Below are 18,167 nucleotides of genomic sequence, written 5' to 3' on the forward strand. Positions count from 1 at the left end.
GTTTTAAGATAGTGTGCAAAATATTTACTTTTGCTTTTCATCAACTAATAAAAGTAAAAATGGAACCCCACACGGAAAGAATACTTATTACAGGTGCTTTAGGACAAATCGGCACCGAACTTACGAACAGGCTTGTTGAAATTCACGGCGCAGATAATGTGGTGGCATCTGGTCTCGACAGATGGCAAAAGGGAATTACTTCTGCCGGTCACTATGAAAGGATGGACGTCACAAATTCACAGCTGGTAAGACAGGTGATCAAAGATTATGAGATTACGACAGTTTACCATTTGGCTTCATTATTGTCCGGTACTTCAGAAAAGCAGCCTATTTTCGCCTGGAAATTAAATCTTGAGCCATTGCTTCACTTTTGTGAATTAGCAAAAGAAGGACTTATTCAAAAGATTTTTTGGCCAAGTTCAATTGCTGTATTTGGAAAAGGTATTCCAAAACATGACGTGGGGCAGGATGTGGTATTAAATCCTACAACCGTTTACGGAATTTCAAAAATGGCAGGAGAGAAGTGGTGCGAATATTATTTCGATAAGCATGGAGTAGATGTAAGAAGTATCCGTTATCCTGGTTTGATTTCATGGAAAACTCCTGCAGGTGGAGGAACGACTGATTACGCGGTTGAGATTTTCTACGAAGCAATAGAAGAAGGAAAATATACTAGTTTCATCTCTGAGAATACAGGAATGCCGATGTTGTATATGGACGATGCGATCAACGCAACATTGAAGTTAATGGAAGCTCCGAAAGAAAGTTTGACCGTTCGTTCGTCTTATAATTTGGGTGGAATGTCTTTCACTCCAAAAGAATTAGCGGAAGAAATCAAGAAAGAAATTCCAGGGTTTAAAATTGATTATAAACCAGATTTCAGACAACAGATTGCAGATTCTTGGCCGGCTTCAATTGATGACTCCGTAGCAAAAAAAGACTGGGGTTTAACATACGATTTCGGAATTTCTGAAATGACAAAAGATATGATTGAAAATCTTAAAGTAAAATTAGGTAAAAATTAATCTATCTAAAGTTAAGGTTTAATTAAAATATATTTTAACATCTGATTTTTAATTTATTATAAAATTTATCTAAAATTTAATTTAAATGATATTATTCACTTTTAACATCGCAAATATTCAAGCTGATCCCAAAAATGGTATCCAGATTTCCGATGAAGAGAGATTGAAAATTTCAGAAGATAATACAAAAGCGATTCTTAGAATTTTAGATATTCATGATGTCAAAGCAAGTTTTTTTGTGGAGATTTCCATTGCTCAAAAACTTCAAAATTTACTAAAAGCAATTTCATCCAAAGGGCATGAAATTGCTTTTTTTAATAAAAATTCAAGCCTTGAAGAAATTGAAAATGCAAAGAAATTTACTCAAGAGCTTTTAGAAAAACAGATCAGAGGAATTCGCCAGAAAGATTTTAAACTGCCTCAGGAAAGTTTGAAATTGTTGGAATTTAATTATGTTTCCAATATTGATAATGCGAATATTCTTTTTCCTTTTAAACGTCTGAAAAGAGATACGCAAATAATTGAAGAGGATGGATTGAGTATCGTTCCTGAAAGTATTTCGCCTTACAGTCAATTGCCGTATAATGACTTTGTGTTTCAGATGCTGCCGATGGATTACTACCAAAGCATGGTTTTCGAAACATTGAAGAAAGATGATTTTGTTTTGATTTATCTTAACGCTTGGCAATTCACGGATTTCAGTACTTATAAATTTGATATTCCTTTTTACAGAAAGCTGAATTCGGGCAAAAAAATGGAGGACAAATTAGATGCCCTCCTTACTTGGATCAACGAGAAAGAAATGGCTACTTCTCGTATGAAAGATTATATTTTTTAGGTTTTTATTTTCCCGACTATTTTAAGATTTAATAAAGATATTTTATGTGTTATATTTTTGACGCAAAGATTTAATTATTCAAACCGTAGATTTTCAGATAGGCAAAGGCAAATAAATTTTCTTCGCGAAGCTAAAACGATTGCTTCATAAAAATCAACTTTACTGATTAATCTTTGCTCTTTAATTATGGAATATCGAATATAATCTTTGCCTAAAAAAAATATAACACAAAAAAATGTAAATCTGTGGGAGAAAAAATTTAAGCTAATTCAAAAAGCGTAATTTCCGGCAAAACACCAACTCTTCCCGGATATCCCAACACACCGAAACCTCTGTTTACATAAAGCATTTTTCCTTCGCTTTCATATAAATCTGCCCATTTTGGATATTTATACTGAACAGGAGACCACTTTACATTTTTCAAATCCAGACCAAACTGCATTCCGTGTGTATGACCCGAAAGCGTTAAATGAATATCTGTTGGATGTTTTTTAACTACATAATCGAAGTGAGTAGGGTCGTGGCTCATTAATATTTTTGTAGCATCTTTTGGCACGTCTTTTAATGCATCATCCAGTCTTCCAAATTGTGGGAAGGGTTTTAGTCCCCAGTTTTCAACACCAAGAATATATAATTTTTCACCGTTTTTTTCTATGATTCTGTGTTCGTTCCTAAGCATATCAAATCCGGCTTGTCTTTCGTAATCAATCAACGTTTCCAGATTTTTTTTCTTTTCTTCAGGGGATGTCCAAGTTATATAATCGCCATAATCGTGGTTTCCAAGAACTGCTAATTTGCCGTCTTTAGCTCTAATTTTGGAAAATAAAGGAATAAACGGCTTAAACTCTTCCGCAACATTATTCACCATATCTCCTGTAAATAAAACCAAATCTGGATTTTGCTCATTAATCAGATTAATTGCGTGCTCCAATTTGCTCGGATCAGAAAAACTTCCACTATGAACGTCGGAAATCTGTACAATTTTATACCCTTTAAAACTTTTTGGAAGATTTTTAAAATTAATTCTTACTCTTCTTACCTTATGGCGGTATTTACCAAACGTGATTCCGTCGATGAATAGGGCAGAAAGCACACCTCCTAGACCTAATCCGACCAAACTCAGGAACTTTCTTCTCTCTGGGAAAAAGTTTTCACTTGGACTTGCGAATCCGATTAAATATTTTCCTGTTCTGAAAATATCATCAATCAATAAAAACAGAACTACGAAAATTTTAGGTAAAATAAATACCAAAAACAGTGAAATCATGATCTGCATTCTCACCGTGCTTCTGTCCGATTTCTGAATATGTGTGATTTCGTAAGCGAAAAGTCCGTAAACCGCCAAAGTTATTGCCCAATATCCTATTCTTATCCAGAAGTTATCTGTTAAAGTTCTTATCGCCTGATAGATATAAACTTCTAAAAATAGAAAAACGGCTGCAATTATTAAAAAATTTCTTTGCATAATTAAGTTTAAAAAAAGCACAAAGAATAATTTCCCTGTGCTTTTTTATATATTTTAAATTAAATATTATTAAGGAAATCTATAAACGATAGCATTGATGTTCATTCCGGCACCAACCGAAGTCATTACAACGTTACCTTTTTCTTTAAACGTTTGACCCTCCATTTTTCCTTTAATTATTAAATCAAACATGGTAGGAATTGTTGCAACAGATGAATTTCCAAAGTCTTGGATTGTCATTGGAGAGATAGCATGGTCGTAATCTTTCACATCATAAAGCTTATGAAGTCTTTCGATCATGGCATAATCCATCTTTGCATTTGCTTGGTGGATTAAGATTTTGTCGATATCTTCAATGGATAGATTTGCGTCTTCAATAGTTTCTTTGATGGCAGCAGGAACGTTTTTAAGAGCATACTCATAAATTTTTCTTCCCTGCATTCTCACATACAAACGAGTCTGATCAGATTCATTGTTGATAGATGGTCCGTTTGCCAGATAGTCCAGCTCGATACCGTTATCACAAATCGTATTGTGAGCGATGATTCCTACATTTTCCTGTTCAGTTGCCTGTACAACAACAGCTCCGGCTCCGTCTGCAAAGATCATTCTGTTTCTGTCGGATGGATCTGTTACTCTGCTTAATGTTTCTCCTCCGATTACTAATATCGTTTTAGCTGATCCTGCTTTTATTAAAGTATCTGCTAAAATCATTGCTTCTACCCAGCCAGGGCATCCGAAAAGCATATCGTAAGTGATACATTTTCTGTTTTTAATGCCTAGCTTGTTTTTTACTCTTGCAGCCATTGTCGGCATAAAATCTGCATATCCGTTTACAGTAACTTCACCGAAATTACTTGCGTAGATAATATAATCTAGCTGTTCCTGATCTATTTTTGCGTCTGCAATTGCTATTTTTGCAGCTTCGTAACCGATTTGTGAGTTGGAAAGATCATCCTCAATGAATCTTCTGTTTTCTATTTCTGTAATTTCTACAAATTTCGCAATAGTTTCCTCAGCAGGTTTATCAATCTTCACCCCGTCTTCTGTATAAAACTCTGAATCTAGAAAAAAGTCTCTCCCCACAATTCTATTCGGAAGGTAAGATCCAGAACCAATAATGATCGTATTCGGCATTCGTTTATATGATTTTTTAAAGATGCAAAGTTAATAATTAATATTAATAACGGAGAATTAAAAATATTATTAAATTTGCAAAAATTGTACTTTACAATCTTATGAAAAACAATCCGTCCTTAAAAGGCTTACTTATTGCAGTTGTGGCGTTTATCGTTGCCTTTGGGATCTACTTCCTTTTTTTAGCCAAAAAGAACTCTTATGTAGTAGATAATCCTACACCAAACACATTTTACTATAAAATAAATAATGGTTCGGAAGGAACTATTGCAGGTGGACAAACAGTCTCCGTAGATCTAAATAAAGGAAAAAATTCTATTAAAGTTTTTGATCAGAATAAAAAATTATTATTCGATTCTGCGTTTGAAGTGAATAAAATTCGTGGTTTAATTAATATTGCACATCAGGATTATTACATCAATGATCAATATTATGGATACAATCTTAAAAAAGATTCATTACTTTTGGCGCTTGATAAGACTGTGATCGACGGAAAAGCATATTTTGGAGGAGCAAAACGCTTCAACAAATTATTTACTGATGATTTTTATTACAATGTGGATGAAGATTACGATAAAGTAATTAAAAACGTTCAGCAGGTAGAATCGAGATCGAAAATCTTCAGAAAGCAGGATTACCTTAATTATTATAACGAATATTACAAGTTTTAAGTTTTGACAAAAGATATTACCAAAATTACGCCCTACAATTCCGAGGCGACGAAGAAGAGTCAGGTAGAGGATATGTTCGACAATATTGCACCAAAATACGATCTGCTGAATCGTGTTTTATCTCTGAAAATTGATGTTTTGTGGAGAAATACTTTGGTGAAATGGATGAAAAATGACAATCCGCAGGAAGTGCTGGATGTGGCTACAGGAACGGGAGATCTGGCCATTACGATTGAAAAGGGAACAGGTTCAAAAGTAATTGGTTTGGATTTATCGCAACAAATGTTAAATGTTGGCGTTATTAAAATAAAAAAACTTAAATTAGACGGCAAAATTTCCATGCAAAAAGGGGATGCAGAAAATTTACCTTTCGAGGACAATAGATTCGATGCTGTTTCCGTTGCATTTGGAGTAAGGAATTTTGAAAATCTTAAAAAAGGTTTAGCAGAGTTAAGAAGAGTAGTAAAAGATAACAAGAGTGTTTATATACTGGAGTTTTCAAAGGTTGAGGGGTTCTTGGGGCCATTATATATGTTTTATTTCAAAAATATATTACCTGCGATAGGCAGATTGGTTTCTAAAGATAATAGGGCATATACATACCTTCCGGATTCTGTAAATGCATTTCCTTTCGGGGAAAAGATGAAGCAAATTCTTTTAGATACAGGATTTAAAAAAGTTGAATATAAAAAACTAAGTTTAGGTATAGCCACAATTTATAAAGCAACAAAGTAACCTATGAATAAATTTTTATTAAAAGCACTGGTTTTAGCCTCAGTAAATATTGCAGTTTTAGCAAACGCGCAATTTAGAACCCGAAACAGAATGGATAAGTTGGAAGACTTTGACGAGCAAAAATTCAGTTGGGGTTTTTATCTGAATGGTAACAAACTAGACTACCGTATCGTTTTGAATCCTAGATACGGTATGAATAATAATCAGAATCTCGTTACTTCTAAAGAAAGTTACAGTTTCGGTGCCGGTTTGATCGCCAAATGGAGACTGAATGACTTCTTGGACGTGAGATTGGAACCAGGGTTACAATTTGGTCAGAGACAACTGACTTTCAATACACAATCAAACGACCAGTACGCAGCAGGTACTTTAACGAATGATCCGTTTATCCCAATTCCATTAACGGAAAGAGATAGAGTGAGAGATATTAAAACTACTTTGGTAGATGTTCCTGTTTTGCTGGAATTCCACGGAAACAGATGGTACAACTCCAGACCTTACGTTGCAGCGGGTGTGAACTATATCGTAAACCTTCAGTCGAATTCCGATTCTACGGATGACAACATGCAGCAGGTTTTCAGATCAACAACACACAACTTTGCTTGGTCTGCTGAAATGGGGATTCAGTTTTACTTTAATAAGTTTAAATTAACTCCGGCAGTAAGAGGTACATTCATCATGAATAACGAGATTGTGGCAGATAATGCGACTACACCTCCTTACTGGACTTCTGCAATGTCTACTTTACAGACAAGAGCAGTATTTTTTGTACTTAAATTCGAATAAGAAATTTGATTTAAATATATTCTGGAGATGCAATTGCGTCTCCTTTTTTTGTGCCCTTATCAAAATATAGAGAGTTTTATTTTTGTTAGTATTAATATTTTGTTATTTTTGCTAATAGTTAGAATATACAAACCTGAAATGCTTCAAGATTTAGAAAACAATTTTTCAGAAATAGAGAAAAAGATTTTGATTTTACAGAAAAATTATAAAAATCTTGCTGAAAAATTCTCAGAACTAAGTATTGAGCATGAAGACCTGAAGAAAAGATACGATGAAGAAAGAAGAAAAGGTCAGGTATTAGCAGAAGAACAAAAAAATATAAAACTTTATTCAGCGATATCAGGAAATCCTGAGCACAACAGATTGATGAAAAATCATATCAACAGATTGGTAAAGGAAATAGATTTCTGTATCGCACAGCTTCAAAACAGTGGACTATAATGGAGGTAAGAAGAATAACCATCAACATTGCAGGAAGGGTATATCCGCTGAACGTACCGGCAGCAGAGGAAGAAACTTTGCGTAAAGTAGGGAAGCAAATTGAAAGTATGATTAAAGATTTTGAACAAAATTTCGATGTGAGAGACAAGCAGGATGCTTTGGCGATGTGTGCCCTGAAATTGGGAACAAATGCTGAAGTGGTGTCTATGAACTACGATAAAACAATAAGCTCTACCAACGAAAGATTAGCCCAAATTAATCATTCGCTGAACGAAATAGGGAAATAGATTTTTTTCCCGACAGACTGCCTACAATAATTCTAACACATTAAAGGTAAACTCAACGCTAAACAATTACCGAACAAATGTCCATCGAATGGCGTGCCGGTTCTCCGGATTACAGACAGTGGAAATCAGTTCAAATCGTGTTGATTAGGAGTTTACTCTCAATCTCTGGATTATTGTGGGCTTTTTTATTTAAAGGATATAAAGACAATTAAAACTCAATATAGATTATGACAACAGCCATTATAGTCGGCGTTATTTGCCTTATAATTGGTGCAGTAATAGGGATCGTTTTCTCTAAAAGCTCACTGAATACAAAGGGAAAATTTATTATAGATGATGCAAAGAAAAATGCCGAAAACATTATAGAAAAAGCTAACGTACAAGCCGAATCCATAAAGAAAGAGAAAAACCTTCAGGCTAAAGAAAAATTCCTGGAATTAAAATCTCAGCATGATGCAGATATTCAGTCTCGTGAAAAGAAAATGCAGGAGATTGAAAAAAGAACGAAAGACAAAGAACATAAGCTGAACGACGAGCTTAGCAAAACAGGAAAACTTGAAAAAGATCTTGATAAGCAAATCGCAGATTATGCTAAGAAAACAGAAATTTTAGAAAGAAAACAACAGGAACTGGACACAGCAATGGCTAAAAAAGTTGAAGTTCTTGAAAAAATTTCAAACTATACAGCTGAAGAAGCAAAAGCAGAATTGGTAGAAACCATGAAAGCTGAAGCGAAGACAAGAGCTCAGGCGCACGTTCAGAGCATCATGGAAGAAGCTCAACTGAATGCTAAAAGTGAAGCGAGAAAAATCGTTATCCAGACGATTCAGAGAATCGGAACAGAGCAGGCTATTGAAAATTCTGTATCTGTTTTCAACATCGAATCTGATGAGGTAAAAGGTAGAATTATCGGTAGAGAAGGTAGAAATATCCGTGCTTTAGAGGCTGTAACAGGTGTAGAAATCATTGTTGATGATACTCCGGAAGCGATTCTTCTTTCATGTTTCGATCCGGTAAGAAGAGAGATCGCAAGATTGTCACTTCATAGATTGGTAACAGACGGTAGAATTCACCCTGCAAGAATCGAAGAAGTTGTTGAAAAAACAAGAAAACAAATCGAGGAGGAGATTATTGAAGTTGGAAAAAGAACGATCATTGATTTAGGAATCCACGGATTACATCCTGAGTTGATCAAAATCGTAGGTAGAATGAAGTATCGTTCATCTTACGGACAAAATCTATTACAGCACTCGAGAGAAGTAGCAAATATCGCTGCAACAATGGCTGCTGAATTAGGATTAAATGTAAAACTGGCTAAAAGAGCAGGTCTATTACACGATATCGGTAAAGTTCCGGAGCAGGAATCTGAACTTCCTCACGCTTTACTAGGTATGCAATGGGCAGAAAAATATGGTGAAAATGCAGAGGTTGTAAATGCGATCGGAGCTCACCACGACGAGGTAGAAATGACTTCACTATTATCACCAATCATTCAGGTTGCCGATGCCATTTCCGGAGCAAGACCAGGAGCAAGAAGACAGGTTCTGGAATCTTATATCCAAAGATTGAAAGATCTTGAATCTGCAGCATTAAGCTTTGATGGCGTTTCATCAGCCTACGCAATTCAGGCAGGTAGAGAGTTGAGAGTAATGGTAGAAAGCGGAAAAGTAAATGATGAAGTAGCTTCTCAATTATCTTACGATATCTCGGAAAAAATTCAAAACGAATTAACATATCCGGGACAAGTAAAAGTAACAGTGATCAGAGAAACAAGAGCTGTAAACATTGCGAGATAATAATCGGAAAAAGATATTTTATAAAAACCTTTCAAGAAATTGAAAGGTTTTTTATTTTTAGCAAAATTTAAAACTCCAAAATGCAAGAACTTTCTTTGTCTGCAAAAGCAAGACTTATTTTTTCCATTCCCGTTATTATTGCCGCTTTAGGTTACTTTGTAGATATCTACGACCTGCTTTTATTCGGAATTGTAAGGATTCCCAGTTTAAAGGCTTTAGGCTTGAATCCTGACGTTGACGGAACATTTATTTTAAATGCTCAAATGATTGGTTTGCTTATTGGCGGTATTTTCTGGGGAATTTTCGGAGATAAAAAAGGAAGATTATCCGTGTTATTCGGATCAATCTTGGTATATTCTTTAGCAAATATTGCATGTGGCTTTTTACCATATTTTCCTAAAGAGCATTTAGTGTATCAATATGCAGCTTTAAGATTCATTGCGGGAATTGGTCTTGCCGGAGAGCTCGGAGCCGGAATTACCCTTGTTTCTGAAAGTCTGCCAAAGAATTTAAGAGCAATTGGAACATCTGTGGTAGCAGGTTTTGGATTAATGGGGGCAGTTGTCGCTCAATTAACAGTAGAGTTAGCCGGAGGATGGAATATTTCATACATCATTGGCGGAGTTTTGGGAATTCTATTATTATTTCTAAGAATCAGCGTTTCCGAATCCGGAATTTATAAAAATATCGAACATCAATCTGTTTCAAAAGGGAATTTTCTTTCGTTTTTTACCAATAAAGACCGTTTAATAAGATATTTAAAATGCATCGCTGTCGGATTACCAACCTGGTATTGCATCGGAATTTTGGCGGTTCTTGCCAACCAGTTCGCTCCAGAATTAGGAATTAAAGATCTTAATCCCGGAAAAGCAATTATGTGGGCTTATGTAGGAATTTCGGTCGGAGATTTAGCAAGTGGATTCATTTCTCATGCTTTAAAATCCCGAAAAATGGCCATTTTTTATATGCTTGTTTTCACAATTATTGGTGTGGCTATTATGCTTTTTGGAAATACCGATACAGAAACTAAGTATTATATTTTCTGCGTTTGGCTTGGTTTGGGTACAGGTTATTGGGCAATGTTCGTGACTTTGGCGGCGGAACAATTTGGCACGAATATCAGAAATACGGCAACAACAACCGTTCCCAATATGGTTCGTGGATTAGTTCCTGTTTTGATTTTCGGTTTTGATTTCTTTAAGAAAGATTTTTCTGTAATCATAAGCGCTGCAATTGTAGGATTGATCGTATTCGGACTGGCTTTTTATTCGGCTTTAACGATCTCCGAAACCCACAATAAAGATCTGGAATTTACAGAATAATTACAACTGTTTAAGAAATATTTAAATATTATTTTGCGTTATAATGATAATAAGTTCAACAGACTAAAGAATTTATAAAATTTAATATTAAATTATGCTTTGAATAATTAATATTTGTTTAACTTTGGAAGGTAACTAAAACTAAATTTATAATCTCAAAAACCAAATCACATGCAAAATTTTTTAAAAAATGCTACAAAATTAAAAAAAGCCGATCTTAAGAACATCACAGGAGGAGTAAGCGGAACACCGGATCTTTCTCTTTGTGGATGTGATTGCGCAGGAGCTGTAACAGGACCGAAATATTGTATTCAGTACATTGCTTGTCCACAAGTTTACACTTGCGATCAGTCGGCGGTATAAGAAATTATTTCAATTAGAAATAAACATTTCCACATTTAATACGCAAAAGCCTTTTGGGACCTTCCAAAAGGTTTTTGTAATTTATAAAACCCTTGTAAATCTTAAATTGACATCCAATGGAGGTGTGTCAAAATTCAAATATTTTTGATGGGGTGGTTAAGAAATAAAAAGTAAAACTAAAATTCTCATCATCCAGCCTTATTCTTTTTGAAGCTTAATCCCGCTTTCCGCACTCGCTATTTTTTTTGGTTTTGGCGCGGCAGCTTCGCTGCCGCGCCAAAACCAAAAAAAATGAGCTCAAACAAATGCTGCAATCGGGGCTATGGTCGCAGGAATTTTCAGAAAATGACGGTAAATGGTATTTGTTGTAAGCTGTTGATTGAAGTTATAATTTTCCATAAAGCATAATTCTCAACCAAAAACGTAGCCGTCAACAATAATCAATCAACCAAAAAACAGCCTCACAGATCCGAGAAACTTTTATCATTCAGATTTTCGAATCTTCTATTTTTTGCTTCTCCTATTTTTTGTTTGATGTAAATGCTGTTATTTCCTGATAATAAATAAGATACGATACAAGCAATGGCGACATAAATTCCGCATTCTGCACCAAATAATTCAATTCCCATCAACATACAGGCGAGTGGAGTATTGGTTGCTCCGGCAAAAACCGCGACAAATCCCATTCCGGCCAATAAACCAAACGGAAGCGGAATAAATAATGATAAAGCACTTCCCAGAGTTGCTCCAATAAAGAATAATGGAGTGACTTCACCACCTTTAAAACCTGCCGAAAGTGTGACAATTGTAAAGATCATTTTTAAAGCAAAATCATACAAAGGAAGTTGTTTTTCAAAAGATTCAACAATGGTTGGAATTCCCAGACCGATGTATCTTGTCGTTCCCATTGCAAAAACGGCAACCGCAACAATTATTCCGCCGATAACCGGACGAAGCGGTGGATATTTTATTTTAGATTTAAAAGCAGAACCTACCCAATGAATCGCTTTACTGAAAGTTGCTGCACAAATTCCGAAGGCAATTCCCGCCAAAACGCTGTATAAAACAGGAAGAAATTCAAGTTTTGGAATAAAATTGATGTGATAATGTGTATGTTTAACATTCCAGAGATTCGTCATCCAGTCTGCTAAAATTGCGGATAGAAATGCAGGAAAAATAGCATTGTAACGAATTCTTCCAACCAGAAAAACTTCAAGTCCGAAAACTGCTCCCGCCAAAGGTGTCCCGAAAACCGAACCAAAACCCGCCGCAATCGCAGAGATAATCAAAATTTTTCTTTCGTTTTGATCAAGTTTAAATGGTTTTGTCAATTGATCTACAATTGCACCTGCCATCTGCAAAGCCGTTCCTTCACGACCTGCAGAACCTCCGAAAAAATGAGTGATAATCGTTCCCAGATAAACAAAAGGAGCCATTTTAAAAGGAATAATTTCTTTCGGTTCATGAATATTTTCGAGCAATAAATTATTTCCTGCTTCTACATCTTTCCCGAAATAATAGTATAAAAGACCAACCAAAAAACCGGCAATGGGCAAAAAAGCGATCAACCAGATATGATTTTCCCTGAAATTTGTTGCCCATTCTAATGACTGTAAAAATCCTGCCGAAGCCGTACCTACCAATGCTCCAATGATGAGACTGATGCAAAGCCACTTAAAAATATAAGGCAAAGCCGGAAATTTTCTAAAGAAAAATTGAGTGTGAAATTTTGTTTTGTTGCTGAAAGTTCGTTGATGTTTAGGCATAATTTTCCTGATTCAATTATTGTTAATAATCTTTTAATCAGGCGTCATCAGCTTTTTGAAGGCGGTTGGGTAAGGAAGAACACCATTTCCTTTTGTTTAGCAAAGATAAAAATTATTTTATAAAGAAATCATGTTCAAAAATATACTTTTTACTGATTTTGATGCTTTCAAAAATATCTTTGTCACTGGAATCCTGTTCCAGAAACCAATGTTTTAATCCTGCTTTTTCTTTGGCTTCAAAAATTCTTTTAAAATCAATAGTTCCGTTTCCGATTTCTGTAAAGTCTTTGGTTACATATTTCATATCCTTTACATGCCACAACGGAAATCTTTTTGGGTATTTCTCAAAATAAGTTAATGGATCTAAACCTGCTTTGGAAATCCAATATAAATCCAACTCCATTTTAACCAAATCCGACGAAGTACTTTCTAAAATAAAATCATAATAGCTTCGCTGTTCATCCATCTTTAAAAATTCAAAATCATGATTATGATAAGCCAATTGAATTCCATTTTGTTTGGATATTTTTCCGGCATTTTCAAGAATTTCAGGAAGTTTCTTATAATTTTCATGTGTCCTTTCTACTTCTGGAAGATAGGAGCAAACTGCATATTTTGAATCTATATAATTAAGATCATCCAATGTTTGATCCCAATTTTGCAAAAGAGTTCCGTTTTCTTTGTTGGTAATTCCGGTTTGGTGGTGCGAACTGATGACTTTTAAACCATTATCAGATAAAATTTGTTTGAATTCTTTTGCTGTTTTTCCGAAAAATTTTCCATTATAACCATAAATTTCAAACTCAGTAAATCCTAATTCTGCTAATTTCTCGAAAGTTTTTTCCAGATCTTTAGAAATGGAATCACGAACGGTGTATAACTGAATTGCTAAGGTTTTTTTACTCATATTTAAATTTGAAATTCCACAAGAATACAGTCCTAAAAATCCCAAAGAGGAAAGTTTAATAAAATCTTTTCTTTCCATTATAAGAATGGTTTCATTTCGTCCTCGATCTGTGTTCTGAGCTCCATCAGGCGTTTTGCGTATTGTTCCTGCTGTTTTTCTTCTTCGGTTTCGGGAACCCATTTCGGAACTGGAAGCTTTTTACCATTTTCATCTACGGCAACAAACACAATGATACAATGGGTTTTCTTATCGAAATTTGGTTGTTTTAAGTTTCTTGAAAAAACATTGATAGAAATGTGCATACTCGACGACCCTGTATAAATTACCTGAGCTTCTACCTTTACAATTTCCCCAATTTTGATCGGTTCATAGAAACGGATTCCACCAACATAGACAGTTACCGAATAATTTCCACTCCAGGTTGTTGCACATGCATATCCGGCTTGGTCAATCCATTTCATTACGCTTCCTCCATGTACATTTCCTCCGTAATTAACGTCTGAAGGCTCTGAAATAAACTGAAAAGTAATAGGTTTGTTTTGCATTTCCACTAAAAATTTGATCGAATAAAGGTATTTAATAATTTTCAAAATACTGGATTAAATCCTATTTTTGAAGTCAGAAATTTGAATGAAAACGAATTTTAATTTATAACAGACTTAAAAATAATAATGAAAAAAGTATTTCACCTTAATACATGTGACACTTGCAGAAAAATTTTAGCACAATTTGATCTTACAGATTGGGAACTTCGTGAGATTAAAAAAGAACCGATAACCAAAGAGGAATTGGCTGAAATGTACAAGAAAACAAAATCTTATGAAGCTTTATTCAGTAAAAAATCTACTCAGATCAAATTAAGAGGTTTGGATGCAAAGTCTTTAACAGAAAAGGATTTCAAAGATTTGTTATTGGATCATTATACTTTTTTGAAGCGTCCTGTTTTTATTACGGATGATAAGATTTTCGTTGGGAATGATAAGAATAATGTGGCGGCTTTGCAGGAGTTTTTTGGTGTGAATTAATTACGATCTTAAACCTTCAAGGTTTAGTTAAATGAATGGAATTGAAAATCAGAGTTTTAATATTGTCATTTTTCCTTTTGTGTGTTTGTTCGAATGCTCAGAATAAAGCTGTACAATTAGATACATTAAGTTATCTCAAAACTTTTGAAGTCAATAAGAAGGAATACATCGGAAAGAAATTTTCTTATTTATTGTGTAAGATGAATAAAATCCAGCCGCAAACAGTGTGGATTATTCCTAATTCTAAAGACAGTGCAGTTGTCGAAAAATCGTTGTTCAGATTTTATGATATGAATTATCCGATCATGAATGAAGTGAAAATGATGATAACATGGGATATGGGACTTCCTTATAAAACTTTGAATTTTAATAACAGAAGAAACAAATTCTATTTTTCCGAATCTGAAAAACGTTTTTATGGAAATAGAATTGTAAAAAATATTTTGGTATATCGTTGATTTACTTTTGCTTATTTTGTAAAGAATGACAAAATCCTAGCCCCGATTGCAGCGACATCCTTTTTGGTTGCGGCCGGAGCGAAGCGGAGGCCGTAACCAAAAAGATACAGCGAAAAGCGGGAATCAGCTTCTAAAAAATAAAAAGCGTTTCGTAAGTTCTACGAAACGCTTTTCTATAAATATCTTTTTCCAATTATACAAAAGGAGCTTTCACCACTTTTGCAGGAATATTTTTGTTTCTTACCTGGATAAAGATCTCAGAACCCAATTTGAAGTGAGGTTTGTCCACATAAGCAAGACCTAAACCAACTTTTTTCATTGGAGACTGAGTTCCGGAAGTTACTTTTCCAATCACGTTTCCTTCTGCGTCTACAACTGGATAGTCGTGTCTTGGAACACCTTTATCAGTCAGTTCAAAACCAACCAATTTTCTTGTAACACCTTCTTCTTTTTGTTTTGCGAAAGTTTCTTTAGAAATAAATTCTTTGTCGAATTTCGTGATCCATCCTAAGCCAGCTTCTATTGGAGAAGTCGTATCATCGATATCATTTCCGTAAAGACAGAATCCTTTTTCTAGTCTTAAAGTATCTCTGGCAGCCAATCCGCAAGGAATAATTCCTTCTTCTTGCCCCGCATCGATGATTGCGTCCCAAAGTTTTTCTGCAGATTCGTTGTTGAAATAAATTTCGAAACCTCCACTCCCAGTATATCCTGTATTTGAGATGATTACGTTCTCAACTCCGGCAACAGAACCGATAGTGAAGTTATAATATGGAATTTCAGAAAGGTTAGTTTCCGTTAATTTTTGAAGAATTTCAGTTGCTTTTGGTCCCTGAACAGCCAATAGCGACATATCGTCTGAAGCATTTGTTAAAGTAGCATCGAACTTGTTGAATTTCACGATGTGATTCCAGTCTTTTTCGATGTTTGAAGCATTTACAACCACGAAATATTTGTTATCCTCGATTTTGTAAACAATAAGATCATCTACAATTCCTCCGTTTTCGTTCGGAAGACAAGAATATTGAGCTTTTCCGTTTTCTAAAGCATCCACATTATTGGTTGTTACCAATTGTAAAAGATCTTTTGCTTCAGGACCTTCCACGAAGAACTGTCCCATGTGAGAAACGTCGAACAAACCTGCTTTTTCTCTTACTGCAAAATGCTCTTCTGTAACTCCGGAATATTGTACAGGCATTTCAAATCCTGCGAAAGGTACGATTTTAGCTCCCAAAGAAACGTGTTTGTCGTACAATGCTGTTTTCTTCATATTTAAATTTTATTTCTATTTCTTTATTTTAAAACTGTCAAAAGTCTCGTTGAAAAGTTTCATGTAATTTCCGTTCCAGTACTTTTGTTCGCAATTGATGGAAACGAGGAATAGATCTTTATCTTTTTGAAAAACCTTTGTAATCCAGAATAATTTTTCTTTTTCATCGAAATATTCGTAAAAATATTCTGTGTATCCTTTTTTACCGCTTTTAGATTTTATCTTTTTCTCGTCGTCTTCAGATTTGTAAAGAGCGAGAATAAATTTTTTGGTCTCTGTTTTTGGAAGATTTAGATCATGATATTCTGAAATCGTGATTGCTCCAATTTGGTTACTCGGAAAAATATTAATGATTTCTTCATCATTGGTAACTTTCCAAACTTCTGGAACAGTGATAGAATAGTTCGGATTTTCATAAACTTTCGTCGGAACGCCCTGTGCAAATGAAAAACATCCTACAAAAAAAGATAATGCTAAAATTATTTTCTTCATCATTCTAAAAATGGTGTTTGTATTCTTCAAGGATAATTTTAAACCATTCTGTAAAGTTTTCAGGCTGATCGATCATTTCTTTATCTAAATCTTCAAAAGAAATATATCGTACTTCTGCAACTTCGTCTGGATTTAAATGAAAATCATCTTCAAAAGTTCCAATGAAAACATGGTCTAATTCATGCTCCCAAAGCTCATTTCCAACATCTGCTTTATAAATAAAATTGAATTTTTCTGAAATTTCAACCTCAATTCCTAATTCTTCTTTCACTCTGCGTTTTGCACCTTCAAGATACGTTTCGCCATTTCTTGGATGTGAACAAACTGCATTCGTCCATTTTAACGGAGAATGATATTTTCCGGAAGCTCTTTTTTGTAAAAGCATTTCACCTTTATGATTAAACAAAAACACGGAGAAAGCACGGTGTAATAAACCGTTGACATGAGCCTGCTGTTTTTCCATTAAGCCCAAAACTTCATCTTGAGGATTTACTAAAACTACGAATTCTTCCATTTCTACAAATGTAAGTTTAATAAATGTATTTCGAAAATTTTTGGTGAAACATCATATTCTTTGTTGGTGGTTGATGGTTGTTTGTTGTTGGAATTTGAAAAGAAGCAAGAAAATCAAATATTTTCATTTTTTTTGGAGGTAGTAATATTCATATAAAATTTTATCAAAGATAAATCCTTATGTCTTAAAGCATAACTATGTAAGAAACTTTCCCAACAACTATTTATGCAAAACCCTTCCAACACGAATAAAAAGCATCGACAATCCCACAAAGAAAACCAAAATCCAGAAAGCATTAATTAAAACTTTTGTCAAGCCAAATGCTGTAACATCTACAAATGGATAAGGATAAAAATCGGAAAAACTTCCTCTTATTAATATATAGAAAAGATAAACGAGCGGATAAATTGCCCATTTGGGAATCATTTTATAATTCAAATTGCTTTTGTTTTCGAATAAATACCAATAAATAATAACTAAAATTGGAATAATCGTATGCAGTAATTCATCAATAATCTTTTGCAAACCTGTTGGATTCCATGTAAAACGAAGCAGAACCTGATAAATCAGCCCAACTACGGTAATATAAATTGTGATCGCAGTTAAAATTCCGGATTTTTCTGTTTTTGATTGATTTCTAAATATTTGAAAAGTAAAATACGAAGCAACAATAATATTCGTTAAAATCGTAAAATAGCTGAAAAATCTTATCACAGATTCTGAAGCAGGTAAAACACGGTTTTCCATCATGATATAAAACTGTGCAATGATTGCAAACCAGCCGATAATACTGAAAATAAGCGCCAAAATTCTTTTCATATTTAATAAAGTGTTACTCAAATATAAAACAAAAAAGCCACTTTACATGT

At 34.3% G+C, this 18,167-nt stretch carries 21 protein-coding genes and 1 riboswitch; of the genes, 12 read left to right on the top strand and 9 right to left on the bottom strand.

Annotated features, from left to right (window positions below; genetic code table 11):
- The first annotated feature begins 59 nt into the window (after window positions 1-59).
- Both ACKX2A_RS19270 and ACKX2A_RS19275 read left to right on the top strand, forming a co-directional pair.
- Entirely contained in the window at window positions 60-1,025 is a 966-nt protein-coding gene (locus tag ACKX2A_RS19270) for an NAD-dependent epimerase/dehydratase family protein (RefSeq protein WP_415326565.1), read from the top strand.
- An 85-nt stretch (window positions 1,026-1,110) separates the two neighbouring features.
- Complete coding sequence (locus tag ACKX2A_RS19275; protein WP_415326567.1) at window positions 1,111-1,863, top strand: polysaccharide deacetylase family protein; 753 nt, start codon at window positions 1,111-1,113, stop codon at window positions 1,861-1,863.
- Between the two features lie 259 nt (window positions 1,864-2,122).
- Here the strand turns inward: ACKX2A_RS19275 and ACKX2A_RS19280 are convergent, their stop codons facing one another.
- Window positions 2,123-3,328 (bottom strand): metallophosphoesterase, encoded by a 1,206-nt coding sequence (locus ACKX2A_RS19280; RefSeq protein WP_415326569.1) that lies wholly within the window; start codon window positions 3,326-3,328, stop codon window positions 2,123-2,125.
- A 69-nt stretch (window positions 3,329-3,397) separates the two neighbouring features.
- On the bottom strand, window positions 3,398-4,465 hold the full coding sequence (locus ACKX2A_RS19285) for a 3-oxoacyl-ACP synthase III family protein (protein ID WP_415326571.1): 1,068 nt from the start codon (window positions 4,463-4,465) through the stop codon (window positions 3,398-3,400).
- Between the two features lie 101 nt (window positions 4,466-4,566).
- Here ACKX2A_RS19285 and ACKX2A_RS19290 point away from each other — a divergent pair, with 101 nt between their 5' ends.
- From ACKX2A_RS19290 to ACKX2A_RS19325, 8 genes are all read left to right on the top strand, one after another.
- Entirely contained in the window at window positions 4,567-5,136 is a 570-nt protein-coding gene (locus ACKX2A_RS19290) for a hypothetical protein (RefSeq protein WP_415326573.1), read from the top strand.
- A gap of 72 nt (window positions 5,137-5,208) precedes the next feature.
- Window positions 5,209-5,871 carry a bifunctional demethylmenaquinone methyltransferase/2-methoxy-6-polyprenyl-1,4-benzoquinol methylase UbiE gene (ubiE, locus tag ACKX2A_RS19295; RefSeq protein WP_415329505.1) on the top strand — a complete coding sequence of 221 codons (663 nt, stop codon included), beginning with the start codon at window positions 5,209-5,211 and terminating at the stop codon, window positions 5,869-5,871.
- A gap of 3 nt (window positions 5,872-5,874) precedes the next feature.
- Window positions 5,875-6,657: a porin family protein gene (locus ACKX2A_RS19300; RefSeq protein WP_415326575.1), complete on the top strand. Its 783-nt coding sequence runs from the start codon at window positions 5,875-5,877 to the stop codon at window positions 6,655-6,657.
- Between the two features lie 138 nt (window positions 6,658-6,795).
- Entirely contained in the window at window positions 6,796-7,098 is a 303-nt protein-coding gene (locus tag ACKX2A_RS19305; RefSeq protein ID WP_415326576.1) for a hypothetical protein, read from the top strand.
- On the top strand, window positions 7,098-7,385 hold the full coding sequence (locus tag ACKX2A_RS19310) for a cell division protein ZapA (RefSeq protein ID WP_415326578.1): 288 nt from the start codon (window positions 7,098-7,100) through the stop codon (window positions 7,383-7,385). Before ACKX2A_RS19305 ends, ACKX2A_RS19310 begins: the two co-directional genes overlap by 1 nt.
- A gap of 227 nt (window positions 7,386-7,612) precedes the next feature.
- Entirely contained in the window at window positions 7,613-9,181 is a 1,569-nt protein-coding gene (gene rny / locus ACKX2A_RS19315) for a ribonuclease Y (protein WP_415326579.1), read from the top strand.
- 80 nt (window positions 9,182-9,261) lie between these two features.
- Window positions 9,262-10,503: an MFS transporter gene (locus ACKX2A_RS19320; RefSeq protein ID WP_415326581.1), complete on the top strand. Its 1,242-nt coding sequence runs from the start codon at window positions 9,262-9,264 to the stop codon at window positions 10,501-10,503.
- Window positions 10,504-10,674: 171 nt separating this feature from the next.
- Window positions 10,675-10,866, top strand: a complete 192-nt coding sequence (locus ACKX2A_RS19325; protein ID WP_415326582.1) for a hypothetical protein — start codon at window positions 10,675-10,677, stop codon at window positions 10,864-10,866.
- A 461-nt stretch (window positions 10,867-11,327) separates the two neighbouring features.
- Here ACKX2A_RS19325 and ACKX2A_RS19330 read toward each other — a convergent pair whose 3' ends face one another.
- From ACKX2A_RS19330 to ACKX2A_RS19340, 3 genes are all read right to left on the bottom strand, one after another.
- The gene (locus ACKX2A_RS19330) at window positions 11,328-12,632 is read right to left on the bottom strand and encodes a voltage-gated chloride channel family protein (RefSeq protein WP_415326584.1); all 1,305 of its coding nucleotides are present in this window, start codon (window positions 12,630-12,632) and stop codon (window positions 11,328-11,330) included.
- A gap of 31 nt (window positions 12,633-12,663) precedes the next feature.
- Window positions 12,664-12,731, bottom strand: a riboswitch (Fluoride riboswitch).
- Between the two features lie 13 nt (window positions 12,732-12,744).
- Entirely contained in the window at window positions 12,745-13,617 is an 873-nt protein-coding gene (locus ACKX2A_RS19335; RefSeq protein ID WP_415326586.1) for a sugar phosphate isomerase/epimerase family protein, read from the bottom strand.
- Window positions 13,617-14,084 (bottom strand): acyl-CoA thioesterase, encoded by a 468-nt coding sequence (locus ACKX2A_RS19340; protein WP_415326588.1) that lies wholly within the window; start codon window positions 14,082-14,084, stop codon window positions 13,617-13,619. Before ACKX2A_RS19340 ends, ACKX2A_RS19335 begins: the two co-directional genes overlap by 1 nt.
- Before the next feature lie 126 nt (window positions 14,085-14,210).
- On the opposite strand from ACKX2A_RS19340, the gene ACKX2A_RS19345 reads away from it, so the two are divergent.
- Complete coding sequence (locus ACKX2A_RS19345) at window positions 14,211-14,564, top strand: arsenate reductase family protein (RefSeq protein ID WP_415326590.1); 354 nt, start codon at window positions 14,211-14,213, stop codon at window positions 14,562-14,564.
- Window positions 14,565-14,599: 35 nt separating this feature from the next.
- Window positions 14,600-15,022: a hypothetical protein gene (locus tag ACKX2A_RS19350; RefSeq protein WP_415326592.1), complete on the top strand. Its 423-nt coding sequence runs from the start codon at window positions 14,600-14,602 to the stop codon at window positions 15,020-15,022.
- 193 nt (window positions 15,023-15,215) lie between these two features.
- Here the strand turns inward: ACKX2A_RS19350 and gcvT are convergent, their stop codons facing one another.
- The 4 genes from gcvT to ACKX2A_RS19370 all read right to left on the bottom strand — a co-directional run bounded on the left by gcvT (window position 15,216) and on the right by ACKX2A_RS19370 (window position 18,117).
- Complete coding sequence (gene gcvT, locus ACKX2A_RS19355; RefSeq protein ID WP_415326593.1) at window positions 15,216-16,292, bottom strand: glycine cleavage system aminomethyltransferase GcvT; 1,077 nt, start codon at window positions 16,290-16,292, stop codon at window positions 15,216-15,218.
- Window positions 16,293-16,307: 15 nt separating this feature from the next.
- The gene (locus tag ACKX2A_RS19360; RefSeq protein WP_415326595.1) at window positions 16,308-16,787 is read right to left on the bottom strand and encodes a hypothetical protein; all 480 of its coding nucleotides are present in this window, start codon (window positions 16,785-16,787) and stop codon (window positions 16,308-16,310) included.
- Between the two features lies 1 nt (window position 16,788).
- Window positions 16,789-17,298 carry an isopentenyl-diphosphate Delta-isomerase gene (idi, locus tag ACKX2A_RS19365; RefSeq protein ID WP_415326596.1) on the bottom strand — a complete coding sequence of 170 codons (510 nt, stop codon included), beginning with the start codon at window positions 17,296-17,298 and terminating at the stop codon, window positions 16,789-16,791.
- 219 nt (window positions 17,299-17,517) lie between these two features.
- The gene (locus tag ACKX2A_RS19370) at window positions 17,518-18,117 is read right to left on the bottom strand and encodes a Pr6Pr family membrane protein (RefSeq protein WP_415326598.1); all 600 of its coding nucleotides are present in this window, start codon (window positions 18,115-18,117) and stop codon (window positions 17,518-17,520) included.
- Window positions 18,118-18,167 lie beyond the last annotated feature (50 nt).

Source organism: Chryseobacterium sp. MMS23-Vi53, from assembly GCF_047651245.1.
GTDB lineage: Bacteria > Bacteroidota > Bacteroidia > Flavobacteriales > Weeksellaceae > Chryseobacterium.